This window comes from Parabacteroides sp. CAG:2 (assembly GCF_000436315.1).
GTDB lineage: Bacteria > Bacteroidota > Bacteroidia > Bacteroidales > Tannerellaceae > Parabacteroides > Parabacteroides distasonis.
This window is the reverse complement of record NZ_FR885265.1, coordinates 48,674-75,299: the sequence shown is the minus strand read 5'-3', so window position 1 is coordinate 75,299 and position 26,626 is coordinate 48,674. Positions and strand designations below refer to the sequence as shown.

General features: G+C 45.7%; 19 protein-coding genes. 9 read left to right on the top strand and 10 right to left on the bottom strand.

Annotated features, from left to right (window positions below; translation table 11 throughout):
• Positions 1 to 40 precede the first annotated feature (40 nt).
• The 3 genes from QVP94_RS03030 to QVP94_RS03020 form a co-directional block, all read right to left on the bottom strand.
• Positions 41 to 724 (bottom strand): DinB family protein, encoded by a 684-nt coding sequence (locus QVP94_RS03030; RefSeq protein ID WP_009018442.1) that lies wholly within the window; start codon positions 722 to 724, stop codon positions 41 to 43.
• Between the two features lie 8 nt (positions 725 to 732).
• Positions 733 to 1,053: a YbjQ family protein gene (locus QVP94_RS03025; RefSeq protein ID WP_005860908.1), complete on the bottom strand. Its 321-nt coding sequence runs from the start codon at positions 1,051 to 1,053 to the stop codon at positions 733 to 735.
• 94 nt (positions 1,054 to 1,147) lie between these two features.
• Positions 1,148 to 3,406, bottom strand: coding sequence for a GH92 family glycosyl hydrolase (locus QVP94_RS03020; RefSeq protein WP_022191931.1), 2,259 nt, complete (start codon positions 3,404 to 3,406; stop codon positions 1,148 to 1,150).
• Between the two features lie 139 nt (positions 3,407 to 3,545).
• Between QVP94_RS03020 and QVP94_RS03015 the strand changes: the two genes are divergently transcribed.
• The 4 genes from QVP94_RS03015 to QVP94_RS03000 are packed head-to-tail and all read left to right on the top strand — an operon-like array spanning position 3,546 to position 5,440.
• Entirely contained in the window at positions 3,546 to 3,803 is a 258-nt protein-coding gene (locus QVP94_RS03015) for an RNA polymerase sigma factor (RefSeq protein ID WP_005860912.1), read from the top strand.
• Between the two features lie 18 nt (positions 3,804 to 3,821).
• On the top strand, positions 3,822 to 4,484 hold the full coding sequence (locus tag QVP94_RS03010; RefSeq protein WP_005860914.1) for a PG0215 family putative anti-sigma factor: 663 nt from the start codon (positions 3,822 to 3,824) through the stop codon (positions 4,482 to 4,484).
• 54 nt (positions 4,485 to 4,538) lie between these two features.
• Positions 4,539 to 4,817, top strand: coding sequence for a LysO family transporter (locus QVP94_RS03005; protein ID WP_005860915.1), 279 nt, complete (start codon positions 4,539 to 4,541; stop codon positions 4,815 to 4,817).
• A complete protein-coding gene (locus QVP94_RS03000) occupies positions 4,814 to 5,440 on the top strand; it encodes a LysO family transporter (RefSeq protein WP_005860917.1) in 627 nt (208 codons plus the stop codon). Before QVP94_RS03005 ends, QVP94_RS03000 begins: the two co-directional genes overlap by 4 nt.
• Positions 5,441 to 5,553: 113 nt before the next feature.
• On the opposite strand, the gene QVP94_RS02995 is transcribed toward QVP94_RS03000, so the two are convergent.
• The gene (locus QVP94_RS02995; RefSeq protein WP_022191930.1) at positions 5,554 to 8,784 is read right to left on the bottom strand and encodes a S41 family peptidase; all 3,231 of its coding nucleotides are present in this window, start codon (positions 8,782 to 8,784) and stop codon (positions 5,554 to 5,556) included.
• Positions 8,785 to 8,877: 93 nt separating this feature from the next.
• Between QVP94_RS02995 and QVP94_RS02990 the strand changes: the two genes are divergently transcribed.
• Entirely contained in the window at positions 8,878 to 10,947 is a 2,070-nt protein-coding gene (locus QVP94_RS02990) for a histidine kinase (protein WP_005860921.1), read from the top strand.
• 94 nt (positions 10,948 to 11,041) lie between these two features.
• On the opposite strand, the gene QVP94_RS02985 is transcribed toward QVP94_RS02990, so the two are convergent.
• Positions 11,042 to 11,929, bottom strand: a complete 888-nt coding sequence (locus QVP94_RS02985) for an Rpn family recombination-promoting nuclease/putative transposase (RefSeq protein WP_005860923.1) — start codon at positions 11,927 to 11,929, stop codon at positions 11,042 to 11,044.
• A 556-nt stretch (positions 11,930 to 12,485) separates the two neighbouring features.
• Between QVP94_RS02985 and QVP94_RS02980 the strand changes: the two genes are divergently transcribed.
• Positions 12,486 to 15,926, top strand: coding sequence for a DUF6383 domain-containing protein (locus QVP94_RS02980; protein WP_005860925.1), 3,441 nt, complete (start codon positions 12,486 to 12,488; stop codon positions 15,924 to 15,926).
• A 233-nt stretch (positions 15,927 to 16,159) separates the two neighbouring features.
• On the opposite strand, the gene QVP94_RS02975 is transcribed toward QVP94_RS02980, so the two are convergent.
• Both QVP94_RS02975 and QVP94_RS02970 read right to left on the bottom strand, forming a co-directional pair.
• A complete protein-coding gene (locus tag QVP94_RS02975) occupies positions 16,160 to 16,783 on the bottom strand; it encodes a LysO family transporter (protein ID WP_005860926.1) in 624 nt (207 codons plus the stop codon).
• Positions 16,773 to 17,057, bottom strand: coding sequence for a LysO family transporter (locus QVP94_RS02970; RefSeq protein WP_172718840.1), 285 nt, complete (start codon positions 17,055 to 17,057; stop codon positions 16,773 to 16,775). Before QVP94_RS02970 ends, QVP94_RS02975 begins: the two co-directional genes overlap by 11 nt.
• A 458-nt stretch (positions 17,058 to 17,515) precedes the next feature.
• On the opposite strand from QVP94_RS02970, the gene QVP94_RS02965 reads away from it, so the two are divergent.
• The gene (locus QVP94_RS02965; protein ID WP_005860930.1) at positions 17,516 to 20,749 is read left to right on the top strand and encodes a S41 family peptidase; all 3,234 of its coding nucleotides are present in this window, start codon (positions 17,516 to 17,518) and stop codon (positions 20,747 to 20,749) included.
• Positions 20,750 to 20,833: 84 nt separating this feature from the next.
• A complete protein-coding gene (locus QVP94_RS02960; protein ID WP_005860932.1) occupies positions 20,834 to 21,379 on the top strand; it encodes a 3'-5' exonuclease in 546 nt (181 codons plus the stop codon).
• On the opposite strand, the gene QVP94_RS02955 is transcribed toward QVP94_RS02960, so the two are convergent.
• From QVP94_RS02955 to QVP94_RS02945, 3 genes are all read right to left on the bottom strand, one after another.
• The gene (locus QVP94_RS02955) at positions 21,380 to 22,552 is read right to left on the bottom strand and encodes a dicarboxylate/amino acid:cation symporter (RefSeq protein ID WP_005860935.1); all 1,173 of its coding nucleotides are present in this window, start codon (positions 22,550 to 22,552) and stop codon (positions 21,380 to 21,382) included. It abuts the gene before it with no gap.
• Positions 22,521 to 23,987: a Na+/H+ antiporter NhaC gene (gene nhaC, locus QVP94_RS02950; RefSeq protein WP_005860937.1), complete on the bottom strand. Its 1,467-nt coding sequence runs from the start codon at positions 23,985 to 23,987 to the stop codon at positions 22,521 to 22,523. The genes QVP94_RS02955 and nhaC overlap by 32 nt, the downstream gene beginning before the upstream one ends.
• A gap of 83 nt (positions 23,988 to 24,070) precedes the next feature.
• Complete coding sequence (locus QVP94_RS02945) at positions 24,071 to 25,513, bottom strand: Na+/H+ antiporter NhaC family protein (protein ID WP_005860939.1); 1,443 nt, start codon at positions 25,511 to 25,513, stop codon at positions 24,071 to 24,073.
• 132 nt (positions 25,514 to 25,645) lie between these two features.
• Here QVP94_RS02945 and QVP94_RS02940 point away from each other — a divergent pair, with 132 nt between their 5' ends.
• The gene (locus tag QVP94_RS02940; RefSeq protein ID WP_005860941.1) at positions 25,646 to 26,605 is read left to right on the top strand and encodes a PCMD domain-containing protein; all 960 of its coding nucleotides are present in this window, start codon (positions 25,646 to 25,648) and stop codon (positions 26,603 to 26,605) included.
• Positions 26,606 to 26,626 lie beyond the last annotated feature (21 nt).

Genomic DNA, 26,626 nt, shown 5'->3' with positions numbered 1-26,626 from the left:
TTGGCTCCTTTTTTTGGTATATACACCAGCCGTTTAATTTTCAATGATGTCTGCCTCTTATTGCTAGCTTCCATTTACAACAGTCATTTAGATGTAACATGACATGTCTGGTAGGAGGCATTAATAAAATACCAGCTATATCTTTTTTAGCCCAGAAATCAAGCAACCAAATCGAATCTTCATGATTTGTGGTTCCACCTTCTTCTAATATCCGGCTTATTCTTTGAGCTGGGATTTTGCGGCGTATGTCATCGGGAGATAAGGTTCGGATGATTTCTCTGCTTTTTCGTCCTACTTCATTCCTGTATTCTAAGAGTTCTTGAATACGTAGACTTTTGCTTAGCTGAATAATCTGGTTATCAGATAAGGCATTTCCTGTGTCTCTGATAGGGGAATTCATTCGGGTTTGCCAGTCTTCATTGAAGATCTGCTTTTCCCCGTTAACTAATATATTCATGGTCAGATCCTCAATTCTGCTGATATGCCATAATACCCAAGCGATGGTTTCATCTTTCGCTGTAGGCATAATGGCATATTCATCCTCTCTTAAATCTCCGACTAGCTCATCGACCTCGTTTCTCTCATTACCAGACACCACAGAGAGGTGTAATTTCCCATGAATCTCAAGAAAGAGCTCCTTGGTTTGCTCTATTAATTCCGGTTTACGGATAATGCGGTTTAGTTCTTTATGTGATTCGCTTAATCCGGCTCCAAAGTATTTCATTTTGGGGATTATTGGTAGCGTACGGCTGTCCCGGCGGCGGTAACCATCAGCATGCTTCCACTTCCTCCTACGGTCTCGTAGTCCAGATCCACGGCGATTACAGCGTTTGCGCCCATTCGTGCCGCATGATCGCTCATTTCTTTCAAGGCCGTTTCTTTCGCTTCGCGTAAGACGCTCTCGTAAGAACCTGCACGTCCTCCGACAATATCCCGGATGCCTGCGAAGAAATCTTTGAATACATTCGCTCCGATGATCGTTTCACCGGATACGATTCCGAAGTACTGGGTAATTTCTTTTCCTTCGATCGTGTTAGTTGTTGTGAGTAACATAGCTTTTCAATTTAATCGTTTGAGGGCAAATATAAGATAAAGGGCGAACCAGTGTACTGATTCGCCCTTTGTTTTTATGTTTCTTTATATGAATTTATTTTACCGGTTGATCGGTCATGATAAACTCAAGCTTACCTCCATTTATGATATCGGAGTGGCTGATGAAAGGAGTCTCTAGGACTTTACCGTTTAGCTTGACTTCTTTAACGTATTTATTGGCGGGACTATTGTTGGTCGCCACGATCTCGAAAATACCGCCTTTTACGTGCATAGAAGCCTTATTTACCATCGGACGGCCCAATGTGTAAACCGGAATACCCGGACTTACCTGATAGAAACCTAGGGCGCTCATGACATACCAAGCAGACATCTGTCCGCAATCCTCATTACCGATGATACCATCCGGTTCATTCGTGTAGAAATTCTGCATGATATAATCTAAATACCCTTGCCCTTTCCATGGAGAATCTGTCCAGTTATAAAGATAGGCCATATGGTGGCTCGGCTCGTTTCCATGAGCGTATTGGCCGATCAATCCGGTAATATCTCCGGAGGCTTCCGCCCCGTCAATCTGGGAAGAGGTGGTGAACAGGGTGTCTAAACGTGTTTCCAGCTCTTTCTTGCCACCGATAGCGGCGATGAAGTTATCCATATCATGTGGTGCGAAGAAACTCCATTGGAAGGCATTCCCTTCGGTATAGTCGCTTTTCATATGCGAAGAATAGCGAGGGTTGAATGGAGTACGGAAAGAACCGTCGCCCATTACCGGACGCATCATTTTCGTCTCGGGATCTAAATAGCGTTTGTAGTATTCGGCTTTCTTGGCATACTCATTCGCCAACTCTATATTACCTGCCTTCTTGGCGATTTGGGAGATACACCAATCCTCGTATGCCATCTCCAATCCCCACGATACGGATTCAGGAACAGAGTCGGCGGGGACGAAACCATATTTCTCCTTATAGTAAGGATGCATCGTGATCAGATCCAGCTCACGGGTTCCTTTGAACTTCTCGGCAAGATCCTCACGGTAAACGGAAGAACGTACGCCGGCTTCCGTCCACGTGCTCATATCACCTTCCGCTAAATCTTTCGCTACAAGGTCGGCGAGGACCGAGACGGCCGGATATCCTACCATACAACCTGTATAACTAGAGGCTAAAGGCCATTTGGGTAATATTCCACCTTCTTTATAACCTTGCACGAGTACCTTACCCCAATCAGTCGCTAAGTCCGGATTAATGATTGTCATTAACGGATGAAGCGCACGGAACGTATCCCACAAGGAGAATACGGAATAATTTACGTAACCCGGTTCGGCGGTATGCACTTTCTTGTCCATACCCAAATAACGTCCGTCCACGTCTTGATAAGCGAAGGGGGCGATCATGGTATGGTAGAGCGCCGTATAGAAATTGACCATGACTTTCGGATCTGCCTCGATCTGGATCAAGTTTAACGCCTCGTTCCAAATATGCGTTGATTCCTCACGGGTCTTATCGAAATCCCATCCGGGCAATTCTGCCTCGAGATTCTTCTCGGCGCCTTCCGGATCGACTACGGATAAGGCTACTTTTACATAAAGCGGTTGTGCCTTTTCAGCGAATTTGTAATGGAACTTCAAATCTTCTGCCGTATTTAGGCGTAAGAACAAGGAGTCTTTACGTAATTTCCCCCCGATGTATTGGTATACCGTCTCGATCGGTTCCGAGAAAGTAATCCGATAGGACATAGAATGGAAATGCGCCCAACCTTGTGTCTTCACGGTTCCTTCCACCGTGGAGTCGTTTACAAGTAAATATTGGTTACCGATCAGCTTATGTCCCCAGTTCGGTTGAAGGATATGCCCTAAGTCAAGCAGGATACGACGTTCTTTGGGATTGTCGTATGTATATTTATGGAAACCTACACGATCTGTAGAAGTCAATTCCACGTTGATGCCAAAGTTATCCAAGCGTACGGCATAATACCCCGGTGTCGCTTTCTCAGTGTCTTTCTTGAAGGTAGCTACCGGTTTGATGGAATCTCCACCGGAGAAAGGTAATAAAGCTACGTCACCCAGATCGCCGATACCCGTACCAGAAAGATGCGTGTGGCTGAACCCGTAGATATGGTCATCATCATAATGGTAACCACTACTTGCGTCCCATCCCAAGATATGGGTATCCGGGCTTAGTTGTACCATCGCGTACGGACGGGTAGCTCCGGGGAATGTGTGTCCATGGAACCCGGTTCCGATGAATGGGTCTACATACCTCACCTCATCTTGTAGTCGCGGCGACTCCGGCGCTTGCTTGCATCCTACCAGCAGGCAGGCAAGAGCGGCCTGAAAAAATAAGATCGTTCTTTTCACTGTTATTATTGATTTAGTTTGTAATAAGCGAATTATCAATCATCTGTCACAAAGATAATGGCTTTGGGGGAATATTGGAAATTTCCTTTTAAAATCTGCAACCTTTTTCGGGCTTGGCTCGTCTTATAGATAAAAAAGTATGGGAACAAACGAATTTACGACAAAGATATTGCCGCTGAAGAATAACCTTTTCCGGGTTGTTTTCCGGATTACCGGAGACGTGGAGCAGTCTGAGCAGATCGTTCAGGAAGCCCTGCTTAAGGTTTGGGAAGATCGGGATAGCTGGATTGTCATTGAGAACTTACCTTCCTATTGCATGATGGTAGCGCGTAATCTGGCATTGAGGGAAACCTATTCCGGAGATAAGGAAAGGATGGAGCGGTATGCGGTAAGGTAATCTGTTTATGGATCGTGTATGGACTATCAACGAATAAATAAGTTGCTGGATAAATATTGGGAATGCGCCACATCCGTGGAGGAAGAACGGGAATTACGCCGGTTTTTCTCCTCAGCGGTGATACCTCCCGACTTATTGCCCTATAAGGCTTGGTTCGTATCTCATGAGGCCGAGACATTGCCTCCCTTGGGGAAAGATTTTGATGCTCGTATATTGGAACATATCTCGGAAGATCGAAAATTAATCACTACATTTGGAACGTTATTTAAATCTATTACTCATTTAATACATAAGATTATGGGAACGAACATGAAGAAAGCCTTTACCACCCTTTTATGCCTTTTGTTTTGTATCACGATCTCGGCACAGGATAAAGCCGCAGATCTCAGTAAGCTCGTAGGCGATTGGTCCTTCTCTGCCCCCGACGCTCCGTATGGATATCAAGATGGAAGTTTTCAGATAAAGCAAGAGAACGGCAAGTTGACCGCTAAAGTGAATATACAAGGTAGTACCTTGGAGATAAATGATATCAAGGCGAAAGGAGATACCTATACCAGCTCTTTTTATGTGGATGGAACGCCTGTAGACTTAACTATGACCCAGAAAGGAAATAAGTTAGAGGGAATGGCCGACGCCGGAGGTATGCAGATTCCCGTGAAATTCAAGAAAACGAAGAAGTAACCGCTTTGTGGTACTGTGAGTTTCTGTTAACTTCGCGGCAAAAACTACAAAAGGATGTTTACAGTAATCGGAATCATGTTCTGCGGCATTGCCGTCGGGTATTTCTTTCGTAAAGTAGAATTGCTGCAAAAGATCGGTAAGCCTATTTCTTATACGATTCTTCTTCTTTTGTTCCTGCTGGGAATTTCGGTAGGGGCCAATGAGTCTATCGTGAATAATCTTACGACGTTGGGCGGGCAAGCCTTGTTGATCGCTTCGGCCGGTACGTTGGGTAGCGTCTTGGCGGCGTGGGGAGTTTATCATTTCTTTTTTAAGGAAAGGAGCCGGGGATGAAAGGGAGTTTGATCGTCGTGGGCTTCTTTGCCTTGGGGTGCTTGCTGGGATGGAGCGGTTATCTGCCCGGGGTCGTTATCGAGAATGATATAACGGTTTATGTACTTTACCTCTTGATGTTTCAAGTAGGGATTAGCATCGGAAGCGATAAGAAACTGAAAGAGATTTTGTCGAGCATACGGCCGAAACTCTTATTGGTGCCTCTGGCTACTATTATCGGGACGTTGAGCTTCTCGGCCTTGATCAGCCTTGCTCTTAACAAATGGAGCGTGTTCGATTGTTTGGCGGTCGGAAGCGGTTTCGCCTATTATTCATTATCCTCCATCTTGATAACAGAGCTAAAAGAACCGACGCTGGGGGCTCAATTGGCGGCGGAGTTAGGAACGATCGCCTTGATCGCTAATATTATCCGTGAGATATTCGCCTTGCTGGGCGCTCCGTTGTTCGTTAGATATTTCGGAAGGCTATCTCCGATCTGCGCGGGAGGAGCTACTACGATGGATACGACATTGCCGATCATCACCCGTTATTGCGGAAAGGATTTGGTCTTTGTCTCTATCTTTCACGGGATCTTGGTGGACTTCACGGTTCCGTTTTTCGTTTCTTTCTTCTGTTCGATGTGAGTGAAAGAGGCTTCCGAGATCTCGGAAACCACCTTGCAAGGTTGAAAAGTCATTTCCGAGGCCTCGGAAGGCATTTTACAAGGTTGAAAAGTCATTTCTGAGGCCTAGAAAAGCTATTTTACAGTTTGCAGCATCACTTCTACCGCTCTTTTTAATTGCGTGTCCTCGCCGGAGAGCTGCGCCTCGGGAGTATTGTACACCTCGACATCCGGTTGCAATTGTTGGTTTTCCAGATAATTGCCTTGCATATCTTTCACGCCTACTTGCGGGATACCGAACACCAAGGTCGGATCGATTTGCGTTTCCCACCATACGGCTGTCATGGTTCCCGGAACCGGGGCGCCGATCAGCTTGCCGATGCCTAAGGTCTTATAAACCCAAGGGAAACCATGAGCGTTCGAATAATTATCCTCGCACATCAAGACACAGGACGGTTTGGTCCACTTATTGTAAGGATCGCTACCGATGTATTGTCCGCGAGGCTCGAAGCGCTGATACTCCTTGCCGCTCAATAAGGTAGCCAGATCATCATGCAACCAGCCACCTCCGTTATGGCGGGTATCCACGATCACGGCTTTCTTATTCCGGCAACGGCCTAATAAGGCGGAATAGACCTCGCGGAAACTCTCGCTGTTCATACCTCTTACATGTACATATCCGATTTGCCCGTTCGATAATTTATCTACGGTTTCTTGGCAATTCTCGATCCATCTTTTATAAAGGAGGTTCGATTGCTCTCCGTTACTGATCGCTTTTACCTGTTCCTCGAAACGCTGTTTGCTGGTAGGATCATAGACAGAAAGCATTACTTTCTTACCGACTTTACCGCTTAGCAGTGGATAATAATCGGCGTCTTTCTTTATCGGTGTTCCGTCTATCTTCTCGATGATACAGCCTTTCTTTATCTGGCTGTCGGCCAATGTCAGCGGGCCCTTGGCGATGATTTCCTCGATCTTCAATCCGTCGCCCGTGTATGCGTTATCGAAGAAAGCGCCTAAGCTGGCGGTTTCCGGCCCGGTTAGTCCCGGATTGTAACGAGCGCCCGTATGGGAGCCGTTCAACTCGCCCAATAGCTCGGAAAGCATCTCTTGGAAATCAAAATTGTTGTTGATATGCGGAAGGAAACGGGCGTAAGCGGTCTCATACCCTTTCCAATCCATGCCCCGGAGTGTCGGATCATAGAACTTATCCAAGACTTGACGCCAAGCGTGATGGAAGATATAAGCACGCTCCTCTGCCGGACGATAAGCGAACTCGGCCTTGAAAGCGATCGGTTTTTCCTTGCTATCCTTCAACTCTATCTTTTTCAGTTTACCGCCGGCGGTAAGATAAAGGTTCTCTACTTTCTTATCGGCGAATAGAGTGCCTCGACCGACATTCTTGAGCAGTAATTTAGTGGACTTTTCCTTCAAGTCGTGTTCCCATAAATCAAAGCCTTTCTCGAAAGCGGCGCAATAATATAGTTTATCTCCTTTCGGGGCGAGTACGGCGTCTCCCAATGAGGATGAATGAGCGGTCAGGCGAATAATCCGGTCCTTGCGGTTCTCCAAATCAAACTTCAAGGGGGCTACAGGCTTATCCTTATCCTCTTTTTTCTTATCGGAATCTTTATCGGATGTCTTATCCTCGTCCTTATCTTTGTTTTCATCCGCTTCTACCAAGGCCAGTTCTTCTTTACTGAGGCGGAATTTATCGTAAGCCTCACCGTCGAAGAACATGATGTACACATCCCGCTCAGCACCCCAGCTACCGTGGCTGCGGAAACCGGCACGGTCGGAGGACCAGATCATGGCCTTACCGTCTAATACCCATTTCGCGTCGCCATCCGAATAACCGCTTTCCGTCAGGTTCGTTACCTCGCCGCTACCGTCCGCTTTCACGAGGGCGATATCCGTATTGTTCCATCCTCCGACGGAGATGTAATCTACCAAGAACCACTTGCTGTCTGGCGACCATTGGAAATGCTGGTCTCCATCGCTATACGAATAGAGGTATTTCCCGTCCAATACGGTGCGGACCTGCTTGGTCTTTCGGTTGATAACACGTAAGGTGGTGCGGTTCTCAAGGAAAGCCACCTCGTTACCATCCGGAGAGTATAAGGGTTGGAACGAGGTTTGTCCGGAGACGACAAGAGGCTCCTCTTTCAATTCCGGGGCGTACGTGAATTGCTTATCTTCGTCACGTGTAAGTTTACTTTCGTAGATTCCCCATGTTCCTTCCCGTTCGGCGGAATATACCAATGAACGTCCGTCGGGGCTGAAATCTATATTGCGCTCTTGTTGTGGCGTGTTCGTGATTTGACGAGTCGTCTGGTATTCAATAGAAGTTACGTAAACATCGCCACGAGTGATAAACGCTACCTCTTTTCCATTCGGGGAGACGGCGATATCCGTAGCTCCATCGGTCAGAAGACGATGGATCACGTCGTTCTCGATCTTATCCGCGACGATCTGGATATTCACCTTGGCAGGTTTCTGGCCTTCCTTAACGGTATAGATCTCGCCGTCGTAACTATAGCATAGAGTCCCGGAATTATCGGAGGTAAGGAAACGCACGGGGTGGGTGGTATGCGTCGTGATTTGTTTCTCGCTGTTGCCTGCCAAATCCTTCTTGAAGATGTTAAAGCTTCCTTTCTCCTCGCTTAGGTAATAGAAAGACGCCCCATCCGCGGCCCATACAGGATTACGATCCTCACCGCCAAAAGTGGTTACTTTCTGGAAAGAGCGATCTTTTCCAAGCGTACATAACCAGATATCACGGGTGATAGAAGATTGATGATGCTTGCGCCAAGGGTCCTCGTAACCTTTGTAGTCATTGTATAATAATTTACTGCCATCTTTGCTGAGGGCTATATTTTCCATGTATAACGAAGAATATAAATCCGGCCTTCCTCCGTCCGTGCTTATCTCATAGACTTGCATAAAGCGGGTGCCGGGGAATTGGATATCCTTGGCGTCTTGCAATACGTTGGCCAGATACAAGATGTGTCCGTTATCCTTAAAGGTAGTGGGATATTCGTTTGTGGAGTGGGTGGTGAGCCGCTTGGGTTCCCCTCCCTCCTTGTTCATGAGAAATACATCGAAGTTGCCGCTACGGTTGGAGGCGAAGGCTATTCTCTGTCCGTCGGGCGACCAGACCGGACGGGTATCATGCGCCGGATGTGTTGTCAACTGCCGGGCTTTTCCTCCGGAAGAAGGGACCGTGTAGATATCCCCTTGGTAAGAAAACGCGATCGTCTGCCCGTCCGGGGAGATCGCACAGTAACGCATCCATAACGGACTGTCGTCTGCTTGCGCCGCCGCCGATAAAAATAACGCCAGCGCAGGAATCATCAAGTTTTTCATGTGTACTCTATTTTAGATTTACAAATGTAATCGATTTTCGATATTTATTAGGAGAAATAATTGCGTAGATTAAATTTTTAAATATTTTTGCATATGAACTTTAAAACCGCCAAGATGATGACGAAATATAGGGTGTGTATGACTTTTATGTCCATTTTATTATTGCTATTTCATTTTGTGTTTCTGTTTTCTTGTGGAAAGCTACCGGAAAAAACATTTGCTTTTTCTGATAACCTGCGGATTGACTCTTTGGAACATATGGCTATGGATTCGATTTACCGGAATCCTCGATATGCTCATTCCGCATTGGATGAAGCTTTAAGTCTAACTAAAGATAGCGATAAATATTATAAATTACTTGCGGTTAAAAGCCAGATTTATTTTGCAAATAGTGTATATGATTCCGGGTTTGTTTTACATCGGTCAATTATAGATTATTGCGACCGTGTACCGATGTCTCCCAAGATACATGGACTCTTAGGGACGTTGAAAAATACGGTTGGCAATTATTATTCATTTTTGGATAAAACGGATTCGGCCCTCCTTTGCTATTCCGAGGCGTATCAAGAGATCCGGCAGAGTGAGATGGAGCATAAAATCCCGGATATTTATATCAATATAGCGGATATATATACCCGGAAAGGAGCTTACGATCAGCGAGCCCGCTACTTTCGCCAAGCTCTTTTCGTGAGTGATTCATTGGGTATTATGGATCGGATGTCCTTTCCTATTTATTTTGGTTTGGGCGAGACGTATATGGAATTGAGGGACTTTGACTTATCCGATCACTTTTACCGTTTGGCGGAGAAAGAACTGGATTCTCGTAACTTGAGCGAGAAATTCACCTTTTGCAATAGCCGGGGAAATTACTATTATTACAAGGAAGAGTATGCGAAGGCGCTTCCTTGGTTCTTGAAAGCCCGTGAGGTGGTACGTCCTACTCATATGGATTTCTATACTAACGTATGCGAGATCAATTTAGGGGAGATCTATCTATGTCTGAATCAGTTGGATTCCGCTCGTTTTTATCTGGAAAAAGGGTTTAGGTACTTCCATATCTATAATAATAAGACAGCCTTGTACCATTTGACGACCTTGAAGGCTTCGCTAGCTTTAAAAGAGGGGAACTCCGGGCTGGCTTATCAATTGTTGAGGAGTTACACGGATACGGTAGGCATAGATCCCAAGATGGTAGCGATCCGTAATAAGAACTTGCAGAATTACTTCGCTACCACGGGCGATTTTAGACGTGCCTATGAGTACCAAACGAAGAATAGCGTCATTGAGAACAATATTCGTAGCGAACGAACCCAGATGCGTGTCGCCGAGATCGATATGCGTTATAGCCAAGATACGACTTTACTCAAGCGGGAGGCTATTATTAAACAACAGGCCGGCCGGATGGAATACTTGGAAATGAGCCGTTGGGTTTGGATCTTGCTTTTTGTGATCTTGTCCATCGTCAGCGGCATGGCTTATTACTTTATGAAACGTAAACGGCATGCCCAATGGTTAAGCCATGTCGATCAGGTGACGAAACTGAAGATGGAGAGTATTCGCAACCGTGTATCCCCTCATTTTATATTCAATATATTGAACCGGGAGATTAGCTCGGAGGAAGAAGGAAGTTCCCGCCGTACGCAACTTTCCGGATTGGTGGAGTTGTTACGTAGTAGTTTGGAGATCACGGAAAAGCTTAGTATCACGTTGGAGGAAGAATTACGCTTTGTCCGGACTTACTTGAATTTGCAGGCGCAAGGATTAGGGCCGGACTTCCGTCTGGAATGGAATCTCGATCCCTCCCTTGACACGGGCGCAATCTATCTCCCGGCCATGCTGATCCAGATACCCGTAGAGAATGCCGTGAAACATGGCTTGTGTGCGATCGAGGGCGAGAAGCGATTATCTGTTTTCGTGGAGCGCGACGGGAAAGGCATCCATATCCGTATAGAGGATAATGGACCCGGGTATCGTCTGTTTACGAATGCGGGACATACGAACGGTACGGGGATGGGAACGAAAGTCCTTTACCGTACGATCCTATTGTTGAATAGGAGAAATAAAGAGAAGATCACCTATTCGGTCCAAAGCAAGGAGAAGGGGATGGGGAGCGGAACAATCGTCAGTTTCTTTATTCCGTTGGATTTTAATTACGCTTTCTAGGTATCGTGAATGTACGAAAGTAATCCGGGCTGTTTCCTCCGGATAGTGGATGGAAGCGGCCCGGATCGAATTGAATCGAATCGGTTGATTCGGGTTATAGTCGCTCAATGTCTTCAACAGAAAGTCCGGAGCATTGGGCGATAAGTTCGGAGTCAAGTCCTTGCTCCTTCATCTTTTGGGCTATCTGGAGTTTTTCCTCTTGACGGCCTTTCTCGATCCCTTTCTCGATCCCTTTCTGCATCCCTTTTTGCATTCCTTCCTGCATTCCTTTTTCAATCCCTTCCGTTTGTGCGTAATCGATGGTCGCATACCAATCCCGATAATTCTTTAGGTTTTCCTCGTAGATCGCACGTTCTTTTTCGCTGAGTGAGTTGACGTTCGCCACGTCCAGCAAGCGAAGGAAGGTCTCCTGTTCCTCCTTGAAGGGAGATTGTTCAAATAGGTTCATATTCTTCAATGTATAAATCCAACGTTCGAAGGAGCTCTTGCACTCCTCCTTGCTTAAACTGAATAACGGGAACGATATGTAGATCTGCTTCATCTTGATCTCATTGAACACCTTTCCCGTCCTCTCGTTAGCGAGGACAACATCCGTACGGAAGTCTGTGAACTCCGGCAACTTGAAATTCAAGAAATAAACTCCGTAGATGGGTAGCAACCGATATTGCCATTGCTTGCCGATTTGTCCTTGCCGGGCCACCATGCGACAAAGATAATAAAAACCTCTGTTAAAGAAATAGTGCTGGGGACAATTCTGCATCTCTAGGATGAACTTGGCCCCGGACACGTCCTCGCAGAGCAGGTCGAATATGATGGTACGGTTCTCGACGGTCTCTGGCTTGATCTCCTTGTCGAGGTAGGTGATGTCCTTGATCTGCCGTTCGCCGGCTAGGGCGGCGTTAAGGAACTTGATGGTAACTTGCTTGTCTTGGAAGACAGCCTTAAATCCAGCATCAGTCATGATGTCTACGTATTGTGCCATAGTTAAATGGTTTTAGGTGATTACTGCTCCAAAGGTAAGGTTTATTTTCGTATCGCGCATCCTGTTTATTGTATATTTCTTAAAAAGCAGATTCATGGTAGTCAGCTTTACTATTTATAGAAAGTACGATTAGTATTAATAGTAGTGCAAAATACTATGGATAGTAATCGGCTCCCATTTTGATCAATTTAAGATACCTTGTTTTTATATTTAGAAGTAAGATTTGCAACTGACCTGAAGTTCTTCCTATTTCGCATGGCATAACTGATATGCCTATCCCCATTGAGATTCTACTACTTCGTAAGCTTATGGCTTGACAAGCCTTGGATTATACGTTTGTGTATTCGCTATGATTGCATGTGAATGTTTGTGTTTTGTATTTATTATGCGGTTATGGATGGATACCATATATTAATGTACATGCGTACATTATATAATAGATAGAAACGGCTAGTCTAAACGATCGTTTAGACTAGTCGTTTTCGAAAAAAACAAGGGTGCTAAATGACGGGATGGACTTTAATTAACACTATTATTAATATTAAATTTTGAATTTATGAACAAGAAGTTTTCTACTCTTTTGGCAGGTATGGCGCTGTTAAGTGTTATGTCTGTTAATGCACAGACTACACCAAGTCGAGTAGACCCGGAAACTGTATTGGGTCAAGAATGGCGTTTAGGTGGTTTGAAGGAGGGAGCTAATTCTGGTCTTTATCAGTTGAAGGTCATGGATGGCACTACTCCTGCTTATCTTGCGATGGAGCTAAATCGTGGAACAGGTGATTATGAACTACGTGTTTATAGTGCAAGCGAAGCTAAAAATAACTTAGAGGCTACATTGTGGTGTGTTTCTGTCTCTAATTATAATCAAGGTCAAGCTCCTATTTATGACTTCCAGAATAAATTGTCTGGAACTATGTTGGATTTGACAATGGCTGGCCATGAGAAGACTGAGAATGGTACGAATGGTGCTTGGAAACCTGTTTTAGGTGGTGAGATCGCAGGTTGGGCATTCTCTCGCTCATACAAGGATTTGGAAGAAAAGAGACCTTTGTATTCTTATTTCTCAACGGACTCAATTGTTGGTTTGAAAGCGGATCCTACTACCGGAGCTGTTAAGGTTGCCAAGTGGGGTGCTAATCAAATAGATGCCACTTCAAACGCCGCTGATGTGACTAACTTTGCTTTGGTTGGCGCAGCACAAATCGCATTGAGCGAAGATCAAGTAAATACGAAGTTGGGTCTTCTTCAAGATAACAAGGCTGGAGTACAATTGACTTTCACTCCGGACGTGAAAGGTACTAGCTTAAAGAATCCGTTCAATGAGCAGAAGTTTATCGCAGAGGATAAAGATAATAACAAATGGCTTTTCATCAAGCAAAAGGATAAAGACGCTTATTTGAAAGTTGATACGGCTTATACGAATGAGACAGGTACAAAGTTCTTAGCTTACGGTTGGACAGAGAAAGCAAAGGATAAAGCTGATGCTTACAGTTCTATTAGCTCTGAATTACGTGCTCAGCACCAGTTCAAATTTATCTATTCTCCGAGTGGCGATAGCTTGTACATCTATGTGAAAAAAGTTACTTGGAATAATGATGGCAAGTATTGGAATACGCACGTTACGGCTACTCCGGCTAACGAGCATGAATACTGGCGTGTTTCTTTGCAAGACTTGATTAAAGATGAAACTTGTATTTTGACAGTTGATCCAGAGGACCAGAACACTCATATTTCTTTGGGTCTTAGCGGATGTGAGGAAAAGGGTTCATCCAAGACTTCTGTTGACGATGGCGTTTACTTCATCAAGAATAAGAAAGGACAGTATTTAGCTTCTCCGATCTATGAGGATGGTACTATCCGTTGGACAACAGTGAATGGGGATGAGCAGAGTGTCGCTCATATGCCGGCTTACCAATGGGTTGTGTTGAAGAAGAATACGAGCAACGATAAGGTGAAGGCTGTGTCTCCGGTTACTATCTCTAACCGTGAATATGCGGATAATGTTACAAATATAGATCTTGATAATGATGGTCAGCCAGAGCAATATAAAACTGCTGTTTATTCCACTGTTCAGTTAAGAAAAGCGGAGGGTGGCTCTTATATGTTTGTATATGGAGATAAACTTACAGCGGAGTATGGATATGTTGATGTAGACTCTTTGTTCTTCGAGAAAGTTCCGGAAGCTTCTATTTCTGACCCGTACTTAGGTTACAGAAAGTTAGAGAAGGATTCTTTGTTGGTTAACAAATATACGTTTAACTATTGGCATCCTTATGCTACGGATAAATACATCGCTAAATCTACAGACTCTACGTTGACTGTGTTGGATGGAAAAGATGCTTTCGTAATTGATACATTGGTTGAGAGTTGGAGTAATAACTCAAAGGTGTTTGCTACTGTAGATATTCCTTACGGTTATAAGGTTAGCGAGGACGTAGCTAAGAATCGTATTAAGGGCTTGAAGACTCTTGTGAGAACGGCTTATAAAGTTTCTTATAAGGATAACAAGGGTGATCTTAGCCAATGGAAAGTGAATAAGGAAGATAAGTTTAATGTAGGTTCTAGTGCTACTGGCCATCAGCAATCTGATGTGATTTATTATGCGTTCTTCAAGGAAAACAATCATATCGGTGGAAAGCATTATTATGCGATTGTAAAAGCTAATAGTACTGCAACAAAATATGAGTTAGGTTATAAAAAAGCAGGCGTATCCGATTATGACGGTGCCGCTACTTTAAAGGATCAAATATTGAGTGAGACTCGTACTTCCGCTTTCGCTATCGAACCGGACAACACTCCGCTTTACCGTCGTTTCAGTTCTCTTGAACTTGAAGGTAATGAAGGTGACAAGGCCGATACTTTACGTTTTATCGAGAAATACCGTAAAGAATACTTGCAGGTTGAGAATAATAAGAACTTCATGAAAGAAGGTATTGACTTCTTAGGTATTTATACTCCGGATAAGACTGAGGATGGTTTGTCATTCATCGTTGATACCGCATGGGTAAACCGTGGTTCTGGTAATATCAAGCCTCAATATTTGATCTCGATTGATCGTAACGATTTCGAAGGAGTTGAAGGCGTACCTTGTACGGAAGATGACCATCACTTTACCGCAGAAGGTAAACCGACAGATAAATGGCATTGCGTTCACGCAAAACCGGCTGTTCCGGGCTTTGAAAGAGGTAAATATTTGATCAATTTCCATGATTTCGCTAATAAATATGGTTGGTCAACATTATCAAATGGGGAGCAAGATGCTGACTACATGTGGAAGAAATATGATCGTGCAGGTTTCGTGGAAGCTATCCGTGTAGCTGATACTTTGTATATCTTGAGAGATGAGTTCAAGAACTTACCGAACGAGAAGATCAACTTCGCTGATTTGAACAAGGCTGAGGAGGATGCTTGGACTGCGGCTAAGAAGGCTGGAGTATCTGAAGATGAATTTGTTTCACACAAATATATCTTATCTGGTGATAACCATAAGTATGTGACTTGGTCTATGCGTTTCGTAAACAAGGAAGTTGCCGCTAATGAGGTAGAAGCTGATAGAGCATTCTTGTTCGAGTCTATGAAGAGTAAACATGTTCCTGGTTACAATAATTCTGCTATGGGTGACATCGCTCCTACATATGCGGCTTGGTTGAGAATGCAGAATGGTTGTTTAGTTCTGTCTGATGATCGTTCTTCTAATTTCGATGAGATGAATACAGGTGGTGACGATGCTTTGATCTTCAATGTGGAGCAAGGTGATGATATCGCAACAGATAACGAAACAATCGATGCTGTAGAAGGTATCTCTGTAGTAGCCGGTAACGGTACCGTAACCGTTCAAGGCGCAGCTGGTAAGTCTGTAGTTATCACGAATATCTTGGGTAAGGTAATCGCTGAGACCGTTCTTACTTCCGATAACGCTACAATCTCCGTGCCTGCCGGTATCGTAGCTGTGGCTGTTGATGGTGAGGAAGCTGTTAAGGCTATCGTTAAATAAGAATTTAACAAAATAAGATAATCATACAATTCCCGTGCGGGTATCGATCCAAGTAATCCGTGACGGATGAACAGGCGGGAGTTGGATTAATATTAATACTAAAGTAATAAATTAAGAGGTCCGTAAGTACCTCCGTGAGGAGGAAGTACGGATAAAGGAACAAGAGGATGCGTCGATATAATGTACGCATCCTCTTTTGTGTTTATAGCGGGTGTTGAGGATAAATCCTGCTTCTACTTGCAAAAGAGCGAGATAAGCAACGGCACGCTGATCTCGAGGATAATCCCGTGAATAATAGCCACAGGTACGATATTCTTTCCGGAATACCGGCTGATAACGGGAAGACAAACATCCATAGAATTGATTCCCGCCACGGATACCGGAGCGAATTTACCAAAGAAAGAGGCATACAACGGTGCCCCGAATAAAGCTAACATTTCCCGGATGATATTAGCCAATAACGCGATAGCCCCGAGTTGCGAAGCGATTTCTATCCCTGCCGACGCCTCTTTCAGTTGTACGATAAGCAAGGAGGATAAGGAATAATAAGCGAATCCGCTTCCTACAGCCATACAATCATATATATTCCACGAGGTCAATAACAAACTCGCCGCCGCAGAGAATACTAACGTGCCGATGATCGTAAAGAACGGCAGTAACAAACTGGAAAACCGGATATCCTTTACCATCTTTCCTAATTCGGCGTTTGCTCCCAGATTCAATCCTACTTGGATAACGAGAGCGTATAGCAAGAATTGCGGTAGTTTTTCGCAATACGTGGAGATAGTCGTGTTGGCGAAGGTTCCGCAAAAGATTCCCGCTGTGAAACATAAGATAACGATTAGGTTATTTTTCATTGAGACCTCCTTTCTTGATAAATAATTTATAAGCGATAAAAGATGCTACCAGACTTCCCAATACTCCGCAAATAGCTAGTATGGCAGCTTGTATTCCAAACTCACCAATATTATTCAGCAAAGATTGGTTGGCTCCTATGGTAATACCAAATATGAACAACATCGCGAAAATCGTATAAGAGATGGAATGTTCCAATCCCTTGAAAGCGGGGACGTGTCGGCATAAATAACCGACGCTTATCCCCAGACCTAATAGACCTAGAATGATAAACATAAGCATATTGTATTTTGAGATGCGCAAGACATCCTTTCCCCGGAAACGAAGCATACGAATACTCCCTCTTTTCCGCAGAAGTTAAACTTGAGTGCAATTAATACCTAGATGTAGGTGTAGAAGAGAACTATAAAAAGAAGTCCTCTCAAGAAGAGTATGAATGGATTTAGACAAAACCGCTGAACCAATGAACATGCACGATCGTGTTACCCGAGAAAGCTCGGGTATACCATCTTTTTGAGTTGTTCAGAAGCTTCTTGTTCATCTTATTTGTATCATTGTTTGATTTCCGGTGCAAAGGTAGTAATAAATTAGAGATTCTAAAACTTTTTCTAGGATCGGATATATAAGGGACTTGACTTGGATTTTGGATCTTTTTATGTACATTTGAGGTCCTACCCGCTATTGGGCCAACTAAAAACGGATAGAACAGATATGATTAAAAGATAAGATTGGTTATGAGGAAAAGAATGATTTTAACAGCATTGGCGGCTGCCGCTATCCCTACGTTGTTGATGGCGGCGGATGAGGCGAGATTAATGCGCTTTCCGGCTACAAATGGTTCAGAGATTGTATTCTCGTACGCTGGCGATTTATATAAGGTCCCGGCTACAGGTGGTGAGGCACAGCGATTGACATCGTATGTGGGGTATGAGATGTTTCCCCGTTTCTCCCCGGATGGTAAGACGATCGCTTTTACGGGACAGTACGACGGTAACACGGAAGTGTACACGATGCCCTCTTCCGGCGGTGAGCCATTGCGTATCACTTACACGGCTACGAATAGCCGTGACGATCTGGGCGATCGCATGGGCCCGAATAATATCGTGATGACTTGGACACCGGACGGTAATGGTATTGTTTACCGCAACCGCATCAGCGATGGGTTCTCCGGTAAGTTATATACGGTAAATAAAGAAGGTGGCCTTTCCGAGGTGGTTCCCTTGCCCGAGGGCGGCTTTTGTAGCTATTCGTCCGACGGAAAACAATTGGCTTACAACCGGGTAATGCGTGAGTTCCGTACATGGAAATACTATAAGGGTGGTATGGCCGATGATATCTGGGTGTATAATCCGGAGAAGAAAAGTGTAGAGAATATCACGAACAATGAGGCGCAAGATATCTTTCCGATGTGGATTGGTGATGAGATCTATTTCCTTTCGGATCGGGATTACACGATGAACTTGTTCGTTTACAATACGAAGACAAAACAAATAAGTAAGGTGACGAACTTCACCGAGTACGACGTGAAATTCCCTAGCAGCTTCGGCAATACGATCGTTTTCGAGAATGGAGGCTATATCTATAAGATGGATGCGGCGTCGAAGAAACCGGAGAAAGTGAACGTAACCCTCGCCTCCGATAATGTCTACGCACGTAGCGAGATCAAGGATGGCTCCAAATATATCACGAGTGCCAGCCTCTCCCCAAAAGGTGAGCGTATGGTGGTGACAGCTCGTGGCGAGGTATTCAATATCCCGGTAGATAAAGGGGTTACGAAAAATATCACCCGTACTCCGGGAGCGCACGAACGTGACGCTCAATGGTCTCCGGACGGAAAACATATAGCCTATATCTCCGACGCTACCGGCGAGACCGAGCTGTATCTCCAAGATTCCGAGGGGGGCGAGCCTACCCAGTTGACCAAGAATAACGATACGTATATCCGTACTTTCCAGTGGAGTCCGGATTCCAAGAAGATTGTCTATACGGATCGTAAGAATCGGATCAATCTTTTGGACGTATCTAACAAACAGCTAACAACTATCTCACAAAGTCTGTTAGGTGAAGCCCGCAACGTAAGTTTCTCTCCGGATAATAATTGGTTGACTTATTCCCGTGTGTCCGATAATAATTTCTCGATCGTCTATGTCTACGATATCGCGGGTAAGAAAGAATATCCCGTGACCGATAAATGGTACGAGTCTTATTCTCCGGTATTCAGTACGGATGGCAAATATCTGGTATTCACTTCCGCCCGTGATTTCAATCCTACGTATAGCCAAACGGAATGGAATCATGTGTATAATAATATGGGTGGCGTATATCTGGCGTTATTGTCTAAGGATACCGCTTCCCCGTTTATGGAAACGGATGCGGAGGTCGCCATTGAATCTACCCCAGCGAAAGCGGATGCCTCTAAAAAGGACGAGACAAAGAATGAGGCTTCTACTCCGGTCGTAAAGATTGATATAGAGGGTATCACGGATCGAATCGTTAAGCTCCCCTTGCCGGGATCGAATTACTACGATCTTTATTCCGATGGAACGAACGTGTATTATTTCACGAAAGGCGGCATGAAGATGTTTGACTTGAAGAAACAGAAAGAGGAAACCGTTAGCGATGCCGCTATGATGGTTGATCCGGCTGGCAAGAAAGCTGTTTTCTTTAAGGACGATCAACTATTCGTAACCGATATACCGAAGGGTAAAGCGAATTTAAGCAAGCCGGTTAATCTGGCGAATATGAAGATCACGGTAGACTATACGAAGGAATGGGCGCAAATCTTCGATGAGGCTTGGCGTGCTTTCCGGGATGGTTTCTATCTGGAGAATATGCATGGCAAGGATTGGAAGGCGATCAAGGAGAAATACGCCGCCCTTCTTCCTTACGTGAAAACACGTTTGGACTTGAATTATATTATTGGCGAGATGATCGGCGAGCTGGGAGTAGGGCATGCTTATGTGAACCCCGGTGAGGTGGAAAGTCCTAAACGGGTATCTATGGGTCTGCTAGGTGCTGAGGTTTCTCGGGATAAGAGTGGTTTCTTCCGCTTGGAAAAGATCCTGCCGGGGGCTTCTTGGAGTAAGGAATTACGTTCTCCATTGACAGAGCCGGGTGTTGAGGCGAAGGCCGGAGAGTATATCGTCGCTATAGACGGAGTACCTACGAATAGCGTGAACGATATGTATAAGTTGTTGATCGGAAAGGCGAACGTTCCGACCGAGTTGTCTTTGAATAGCAAGCCTCAGTTGGCGGGCGCTCGTAAGATCGTAGTCAGTCCGTTGGCGGAAGAGTATTCTTTGTATCATTATAATTGGATCCAAGATAATATCAAGAAGGTGGATAAGGCGACGAACGGTAAGGTCGGTTATATCTATATCCCGGATATGGGGCCGGAAGGCTTGAATGAGTTCTCCCGCTATTTCTATCCGCAATTGGATAAGGAGGGTTTGATTATCGATGATCGTGCGAATGGCGGTGGAAATGTCTCCCCGATGATTCTGGAACGTCTGTCTCGTGAGCCGTATCGTTTGACGATGCGTCGGGGTTCTTCTTTGATCGGGACCGTGCCGGATGCCGTACAGGTCGGCCCGAAAGTTTGCTTGATCAATAAGTATTCCGCTTCCGATGGCGATTTGTTCCCGTGGGGCTTCCGTGCGCTTAGCTTAGGTAAATTGATTGGAACCCGTACTTGGGGAGGTATCATCGGTATTAGCGGCCCGCTTCCTTATATGGACGGTACGGATATCCGTGTGCCTTTCTTCACGAGCTATGATCCGAAGACGGGTAACTGGATTATCGAGAACCATGGTGTGGATCCGGATATCTTGATCGATAACGACCCCATCAAGGAATGGAACGGTGAGGATCAACAGTTAGACCGTGCTATCGAGGAAGTCATGAAACAATTAAAAGAACGCAAACCGCTAGCCCCTGTCCCCGCACCAAGGGACTGGAGCCATAAATAATGAGAGGTTATTTGTAGAGACGGGGCACGCCCCGTCTCTACAAATAAATAAATAGTAAACGGATTAAAAACTAGTAATCTATCTATGGAACGATTCGCAGCCATTGACTTTGAGACCGCTAATGGAAAGCGGAGCAGTATTTGCAGTATAGGTATCGCCATATTGGAGGATGACTGGGTAGTAGATAGCATTTATACCTTGGTACGTCCTACCCCTAATTTCTATACCCGTTGGACTACGGCCATACATGGATTGACTGCTGAGGATACGAATGACGCGTTATGTTTCGAGGAGGCTTGGGAAAGCATCGCCCCGAAACTAAAGGATCTCCCCCTTGTTGCCCATAACAGTCCGTTTGATGAGGGATGCCTGAAAGCCGCCCACGAGGTGTATGACTTAGCCTATCCGAAATATTCCTTCTATTGCACTTGCCGTCTCTCCCGGAAGATGTACCCATTTCTGGTAAATCATCAGTTGCAGACAGTAGCCGCCCACTGCGGTTACGACCTTACCCGACATCATAACGCCATGGCCGACGCTTACGCCTGTGCCCATATCGCCCTTACGATGATGCGGGAAAAAGAGGTCGATACCTTGGAGGCGCTTATGGCTTCCTGCTACTCTAGGTAACTATGGGGTGTTTTTCCCGGCTATTTTATCCACCACGACAGCGATAGCGCCATCTCCCGTCACGTTGCAAGCGGTGCCAAAACTATCCATGGCAATATAAAGGGCGATCATTAACGCTTGCAGCGTCTCATTGAATCCCAGCATACTTTGCAAGATACCCAAAGCGGCCATAATAGCCCCTCCCGGAACCCCCGGAGCCGCTACCATCGTAATTCCCAGCATCATGATAAATCCGCTGAAATTGGAGAAGGTAACCGGTTCTCCCGCCATGATCATGATAGCCATAGCGCAAGCTACGATTTTCATGGTGCTACCTGCCAGATGGATCGTGGCGCAAAGCGGAACGGTAAAGATCGCTATATTCTCCCGTACGCCATTCTTGACAGCCTGCGCCAGTGTCACGGGAATCGTGGCGGCGGAGGATTGGGTCCCTAGAGCCGTAGCGTAGGCCGGTAACATATTCTTCAAGAGGCGGAGCGGATTCTTCCCGGCTATGGCTCCGGCTATCGTGAATTGAATCAATAACAATAATACATGTAAGGCAAAGATGACTATGATAACCTTGAGGAACATCGTGATAATACTCATGACTTGTCCGCTCACGGTCATGTTCAGGAAGATACCGAAAATATGGAGCGGTAATAACGGGATGATAACCACCTCGATTAGCTTAATGATAATTTCCTTGAAATCCGTGAAAGAGTCACGCAGGGTGGTTCCCGCTATATTAGAAAGCCCTAGGCCAATCGTAAAGGATAGCAGCAAGGCTGTCATGACATCCATTAAAGGCGGCATATTTACCACGAAGTAAGGTGTCAGCATGAAATCTTCCGGATTCTCCATCGCCGTCAATTCCGTGTTGGTCGGTAGTATGTGCGGGAATATAGCCGATCCGCTCAGGAACGTGAAGAAACCCGAGAAGACTGTTGAACCGTAAGCGATCAAGGCGGTTATCAATAATAGCTTTCCGGCTCCTTTGCCCAGATCTCCTATAGCGGGAGTCACCAGCCCCAATATGATTAGAGGGATGGAGAACGATAGGAAGTTGCCGAACAATGAATTGAAGGTTACAAAGATACGTGCGATTCCTCCCGGTAAAAACTGGCCGAACAATACGCCGGCGGCGATAGCGATAACGACTTTAGTTAACAATGATACTCTGATCTTCTTCATGGTGTTGCTTTATTTTGAAGCCAATGGCGGCCATCGTAATACTCATCAACGGACTGATCAGGTTAAAGAAGCAATAAGGAAGATACGTCAGGGTCGCTACGCCTAATATCGTGGCTTGCGTCATGCCGCAGGTGTTCCACGGTACCAGCACGGACGTTACGGTTACGGAATCTTCCGTCGTACGGCTTAACAGGCGACTCTCATATCCTTTTTTCTTGTAGATATCCTTGAACATATTTCCGGTAAGGATAATAGATATGTATTGATCGGCCGTAACGATATTCAAGAATAAACCGGAGAATACGGTAGACGCCACCATGCCGACCCTCCGTTTCATAAAGCGCAGGAATACGGACGTAAGGCTTTCCAGCATACCGCTGGCCGTCATGGAACCACCGAAGCACATGGCGCAGATGATCAGCCAGATCGTATTCATCATACCCGCCATACCCCGGGTGGCGACCAAGCTGTTCAAGGCCTCGTTGCCCGTATCGATTTGGGTACTCCCGTAGAATGTCATGAATAATCCCTTAAACAGGGAGGAGGCATCCGCTACCGATGCTCCCGCTACCTCTTGCAATAAATGAGGCTGGAAAAAGATCGCGAGCACCCCCGCCATCGCTGTCGAGATAAACAAGGTGATCAAAGACGGTACTTTCTTGGCGATTAATATACCCGTTACCACCGGTACGATCAGTAGCCAGAGCGAGATATTAAAACTTTCGTTCAACGAGGCGGCAAACTCGGCTATTTGCCCGGATGCGTTCGAGGTATGCGTAAAACCCGCTATGGTAAAGATAATCAACGTGATCACCATAGACGGTATTGTCGTAAGCATCATATACCGGATATGGGAGAACAAAGGGGTATGCGTTACAGAAGAAGCTAATACCGTCGTGTCCGAGAGCGGTGAGATCTTATCCCCGAAATAAGCGCCCGAGATGATCGCTCCGGCTACCCATCCCGTAGCGAAGCCCTGTGCCTCGCCGATACCCATCAAGGCGATACCGATCGTGGCGATGGTAGTCCACGAGCTACCGGTCATAACGGATACGACAGCGCAGATCACGCAACAAGAGGCCAGAAAGAAACTCGGATGGATGATTTGCATCCCGTAATAAATCAAGGTCGGGACGATACCGCTGATCATCCAGCTACCGGATAAAGCGCCAATCAACAATAGGATAATTATAGCTGTGGCCACTCCCAATATGTTTTTACATATCGCCTCTTCTATATCACGCCATTTGACTTTGCAGAAGATCATGGCCAAAAGGGAGGCCACCGCCGTGGTGGTAAGTAATACGACTTGGCTTCCGCCGCTCAACGCGTCGCTGCCAAAAGTGCGTATGGTTACAAACAAAAGAGCTACCAGCACGAGGATAGGCACTAGTGAAAGTAGAGGGGAGGGCATCTTCTTAAGATGATTTTCCATTGTTCATTCAGTCGCTTAAATAATGATGGTGCGAAAATACTAAAAATACCTTGAATAACGCTATGAATTATAGATTGATTTCCTTATTTCACAGTCTTTTGGACGATCTTATAACCGGTTGCCGCTATAAGAATGCTCATAAACGGGCTGACGATATTAAAGATGCAATAAGGGAAATAAGTCCAAGTAGATACGCCAAGGATTGTAGATTGCGTCATGCCGCAAGTCGTCCACGGGATCAGCACGGAGGTGACGGTGACGGAGTCTTCCGTTGTCCGGCTAAGCAGGCGGCTCTCGAATCCCCGTTGCTTATATACTTCTTTAAACATTTCGCTGTTCAGGATGATGGCGATGAACTGGTCCGCCGTGCAGATGTTCAAGGATAATCCGGACACGACGGTAGAGGCGACCATGCTGGTACGGCCTCGCATGAAATGCAAGAAGATACGTGTGATGCTTTCCAGCATGCCGCTAGCGGACATGGCCCCGCCGAAACACATGGCGCAAATGATCAGCCAAATCGTGTTCATCATCCCGGCCATTCCCCGGGTAGAGACTAGAGAGTTCAAGGCCTCGTTGCCGGTCTGTATCTGCGTGCTGTCATAGAAAGTCATCAGCAGGCCTTTGATATAGGCGATAATTCCGCTATCCGTGATCCCGGAAATCTCCAATAAGGCGTTTGGCTGGAAGATCAAGGCGAATATTCCGGCGAGTATGGAGGAGGCGAAAAGCACTACGATCGAAGGTGTCTTCTTGGCGATCATGATTCCGGTAACGATCGGTACGATCATAAGCCAAGGCGTGATATGGAACGAGCCTTTCAAGGCTTCGGAGAAAGCGGCTATCTGGGATGCGTCCGCTGTCTCCCTCGAGAATCCGGCGATGCTGAATACGATCAGTGTGACGATCATAGAGGGAACGGTCGTATAAAGCATATACCGGATATGCGTGAAAAGGGGCGTGTCCGTTACGGAGGCCGCCAATACGGTCGTGTCTGATAACGGCGACATCTTATCCCCGAAATAAGCGCCCGATATAATCGCTCCCGCTACCCACCCCGTACTGAAGCCTTGCGCCTCGCCAATCCCGATCAAGGCGATCCCGATGGTGGCGATGGTAGTCCACGAGCTACCCGTCATGACCGATACGATACTGCATAGCAGGCAACAGGCCACGAGGAAGAAATCCGTTTGCATGACTTGCAACCCATAATAGATCAAGGACGGCACGATCCCGCTTACCATCCAACTGCCCGATAGGGTTCCGATCAATAAAAGGATGATGACAGACGGTGCAATCCCATAGATGTTACGGGCGATTTGCCCCTCGATATCTTCCCACTTGATCTTGCAATGAAAGACGGCGATCAAAGAGCAGATCGAGGTGGCTATCAATAATACGATTTGGCTGGCTCCTCCAAGGGAATCGCCCCGGAAAATATAGATGGCTACGGCCAGCATGATGACTAATGTCACTACGGGTAGTAAAGAGATCGCGATGGAGGGTGTCCGGGGCTTTTCTGCCATGGGTTTATTCACTTCGTTTGTTATTTATCATGGATAATCCGAATAAATTCTTTATACGGACTTGCCTTGTGTTATCGATTCTAATTAATTTCGCTGCAAAAATAAAAAAGGATTTGGATAGGAGGGTAACTTATGGTAGTAAATAATCGGTTAGGCTATTTATTTGTCTTTTTGGGGATGAGTATGGCGCTATATGCCCAGCGAAAGACGGAAGTGATCCGTTATGGCGATCTGGATCAGTGGGTGGTACGTAAGATCACGGAATCGGCTATTATCGGGAAGGAGACAAAGACTCTTTACTGCGTTGGCCCTATGGATACGATTATCGGAAATAAACCTTTTGAGCCGAAAGCTTCGCCTTGGGGCAGTTCTAACGTGATGGCAAGGGTGAGCGGGATTACGAAAGCTAGCGTCAGTGTCTACCCCGAAAGACGGGATGAGGGGTATTGCGCACGGCTGGAGACGGGTATAGAATCGATCTCGGCGATGGGTATCATGAACGTGAAGGTGCTGGTCGGTGGATGCCTCTATCTCGGCCGTTTTCTGGAACCGGCGAAGAATTCTTCGGAGACGTGGGGGCAGATCGTTTGCGGTATCCCGTTTCACCAAAAACCTACGTCCTTGTTATTCGATTATAAGGTGAAACTCTCCGGTGATCCCAATCGTATTAAATTGAGTGGTTTTAGCAAGAGATCGGAGGTAAATGGCATTGATATGCCTTTGGTGAATCTCTTTCTTCAGAAGCGTTGGGAAGATAAGGACGGGAACATATATGCTAAGCGTATCGGTACGCTGGTAATCCGGATGGATGAAAATACGGATTGGGTAAACGATGCCAGTTTTACGATCTTATACGGCGATATCACGAAACGTAGCGATTATGAAGAATATATGGGGTTTCAACTCGGTGAGTCCGCCCGTTATAGCTTGAACAGCAAAGGCAAGAATGTGCCCATCCAAGAAATCGGCTGGGGAACGGAGGACGATGAGGTAACCCATATGATCTTAGAGTTCTGTTCCAGTCACGGAGGCTCATACATAGGGTCTCCGGGAAATACCTTTTGGGTAGATAATATCCGGTTGGGATATTGATCCTATTATCGTTGAAACCCT

Coding starts and splice junctions, on each gene's coding strand:
- QVP94_RS02985 (WP_005860923.1), bottom strand. CDS start 11,929: ATGGCACAATACGTAGACATCATGACTGATGCTGGATTTAAGGCTGTC.
- QVP94_RS03010 (WP_005860914.1), top strand. CDS start 3,822: ATGGACTATCAACGAATAAATAAGTTGCTGGATAAATATTGGGAATGC.
- QVP94_RS02995 (WP_022191930.1), bottom strand. CDS start 8,784: ATGAAAAACTTGATGATTCCTGCGCTGGCGTTATTTTTATCGGCGGCG.
- QVP94_RS02990 (WP_005860921.1), top strand. CDS start 8,878: ATGAACTTTAAAACCGCCAAGATGATGACGAAATATAGGGTGTGTATG.
- QVP94_RS03000 (WP_005860917.1), top strand. CDS start 4,814: ATGAAAGGGAGTTTGATCGTCGTGGGCTTCTTTGCCTTGGGGTGCTTG.
- QVP94_RS03030 (WP_009018442.1), bottom strand. CDS start 724: ATGAAATACTTTGGAGCCGGATTAAGCGAATCACATAAAGAACTAAAC.
- QVP94_RS02960 (WP_005860932.1), top strand. CDS start 20,834: ATGGAACGATTCGCAGCCATTGACTTTGAGACCGCTAATGGAAAGCGG.
- nhaC (WP_005860937.1), bottom strand. CDS start 23,987: ATGGAAAATCATCTTAAGAAGATGCCCTCCCCTCTACTTTCACTAGTG.
- QVP94_RS02975 (WP_005860926.1), bottom strand. CDS start 16,783: ATGAAAAATAACCTAATCGTTATCTTATGTTTCACAGCGGGAATCTTT.
- QVP94_RS02980 (WP_005860925.1), top strand. CDS start 12,486: ATGAACAAGAAGTTTTCTACTCTTTTGGCAGGTATGGCGCTGTTAAGT.
- QVP94_RS02940 (WP_005860941.1), top strand. CDS start 25,646: ATGGTAGTAAATAATCGGTTAGGCTATTTATTTGTCTTTTTGGGGATG.
- QVP94_RS03005 (WP_005860915.1), top strand. CDS start 4,539: ATGTTTACAGTAATCGGAATCATGTTCTGCGGCATTGCCGTCGGGTAT.
- QVP94_RS03025 (WP_005860908.1), bottom strand. CDS start 1,053: ATGTTACTCACAACAACTAACACGATCGAAGGAAAAGAAATTACCCAG.
- QVP94_RS02945 (WP_005860939.1), bottom strand. CDS start 25,513: ATGGCAGAAAAGCCCCGGACACCCTCCATCGCGATCTCTTTACTACCC.
- QVP94_RS02970 (WP_172718840.1), bottom strand. CDS start 17,057: ATGTTTATCATTCTAGGTCTATTAGGTCTGGGGATAAGCGTCGGTTAT.
- QVP94_RS02955 (WP_005860935.1), bottom strand. CDS start 22,552: ATGAAGAAGATCAGAGTATCATTGTTAACTAAAGTCGTTATCGCTATC.
- QVP94_RS02965 (WP_005860930.1), top strand. CDS start 17,516: ATGAGGAAAAGAATGATTTTAACAGCATTGGCGGCTGCCGCTATCCCT.
- QVP94_RS03015 (WP_005860912.1), top strand. CDS start 3,546: ATGGGAACAAACGAATTTACGACAAAGATATTGCCGCTGAAGAATAAC.